This window comes from Falsiphaeobacter marinintestinus, from assembly GCF_007923355.1.
GTDB classification, from domain to species: domain Bacteria; phylum Pseudomonadota; class Alphaproteobacteria; order Rhodobacterales; family Rhodobacteraceae; genus Phaeobacter_A; species Phaeobacter_A marinintestinus.
The window spans coordinates 1-1,595 of record NZ_VOGO01000047.1; the positions used below are offsets into that span (position 1 = coordinate 1).

1 protein-coding gene and 1 tRNA gene are annotated in these 1,595 nt (G+C 55.9%); one reads left to right on the forward strand and one right to left on the reverse strand.

Annotated features, from left to right (window positions below; all coding sequences use genetic code 11):
* Positions 1 to 898: 898 nt before the first annotated feature.
* A tRNA-Ser gene (locus tag FOY56_RS23350) sits at positions 899 to 988 on the forward strand.
* A gap of 112 nt (positions 989 to 1,100) precedes the next feature.
* On the opposite strand, the gene FOY56_RS23355 is transcribed toward FOY56_RS23350, so the two are convergent.
* On the reverse strand, positions 1,101 to 1,595 hold a 495-nt coding region (locus FOY56_RS23355), incomplete at its 5' end, for a site-specific integrase (protein ID WP_508619524.1).

The following is a 1,595-nucleotide window of genomic DNA, read 5'->3' on the forward strand; positions in this document are numbered from 1 at the left end:
AGAGGCCATCATCCCGATGGATCAACGGCCAATCATGCACTAACTTTTAAAATGGACCACTCAAGTGGGGCTGCTCAATGTTTTCCGTTGTTCGTCGGGGGTGTCATTTAACCGTTCCCGGGGGCCGCAGATCGTGCTTCGGCGAACGGATTGTAGGTATTGGACGGAGGTTCTTGAGTGCGGTTGGCCAGGGGTTTTGGTGTGCGTCTCGCTGCCGTCGAAGCGACCGGATAGTGCGGGACTTGCAAACCCGCCTGCCAAGCGCGTAGCTGCGCTGCGCGCCAGAGCATCGGCTTTTTCCGGAGCGGGATCGGGTCTGGGAAACTCGGATCAGGCTTTGAAACGCCACGCCGCCTTCCAGATCGTACAGACTCACCGAGTGCTTCAGCCACATCGACTGCGGTACAATGCGGAAGCTTTAATTCTTCCCACCTGTTGCGTCGCGGTGGAGCCAAGCCCTCAGTTGCCCAGACAGAATACCAGGGGAATTTACCTTTGACACGCAATAGTCCGAGTGCCCGTGCAAGTTCACGAGCGGCCCTGACAGACGGCATTCTCCAATATTCGGCCAGCTCTTTTGTACTTACTGAACCTGGATCGTCCTTGGCGCTTTTCATGACCAAACCTCCTTGCAAAAAGGAGATCGGTTCGAGCGGGCGTTGACGGAAACGCTTTTTGATCGTTGGTCCTCGCGCTTGGCGATTGCCATTGCAAAATTGTCTTGACGCAGTTCAAGGCGCTTTCCCTGTAAGGGAAATTGACCAAATGTTTCCCAAACCCAGTGCCATTCTGTGCCACTGAGTGCCATTTTGAGGGTATTTTTGCCCAGGTAAGAAAATTTCAAAACTGGAGGTTTTTGCCTTGTAACCCCTATGTTTACTTGGCTATACGCGTCGGTGGAGACGTGGCCGAGTGGTCGAAGGCGCTCCCCTGCTAAGGGAGTAGGCCCGGAAGGGTCTCGAGGGTTCGAATCCCTTCGTCTCCGCCACAAATCAATGCTAAGTGATTGATTTGTAGCGTAAATATGTAGATTTGCGGAATGCGTTCCCACACTTGTTCCCACGCGCCACTTTTGATTGAATTCGGTCAGATCGACCTGATCAGTCCTCCAGAACATCATCCCCTGACTCGCCCGTGATCAGTGCCCGTTGCCGCTCACGGCTGATCTGTCCGTAGCTGCGCAGCGTTGTCAGCACGTCGGTATGGCCGAGGTTCTGCGAAGTGGCGACCAATTCTGCGACCGAGCTGCAAGTCTTGGCTGCGTGGCGGGCCAGCATGTGGCGAAAGGCGTGCGGGCCGAAGGCATCCAGATTTGCGGCGGCGAAGGCGGCGTTGACGATCTTGCGTACGGGTTCGGTGCTTTTCCAAGGGCGGCGCGCGAATCCCTCGGCTGAGAATCCGGTGTTGGATTGCGGCACGATGTCGGTTGCCGGGAACAACGGGTCGTCCGGGCCATTGAGCGCGTCATCTTCGAGATAGGTAATCCAAACTGCCAAAGCCGTTTCGGCCTCGGGGAACCCTTGAGCAAAGAAGGTGTCGATGCTCTTGCCAAACTTGGTAGCCACCTCGCGCGGGTTCTGGGTCACGGATTTCTC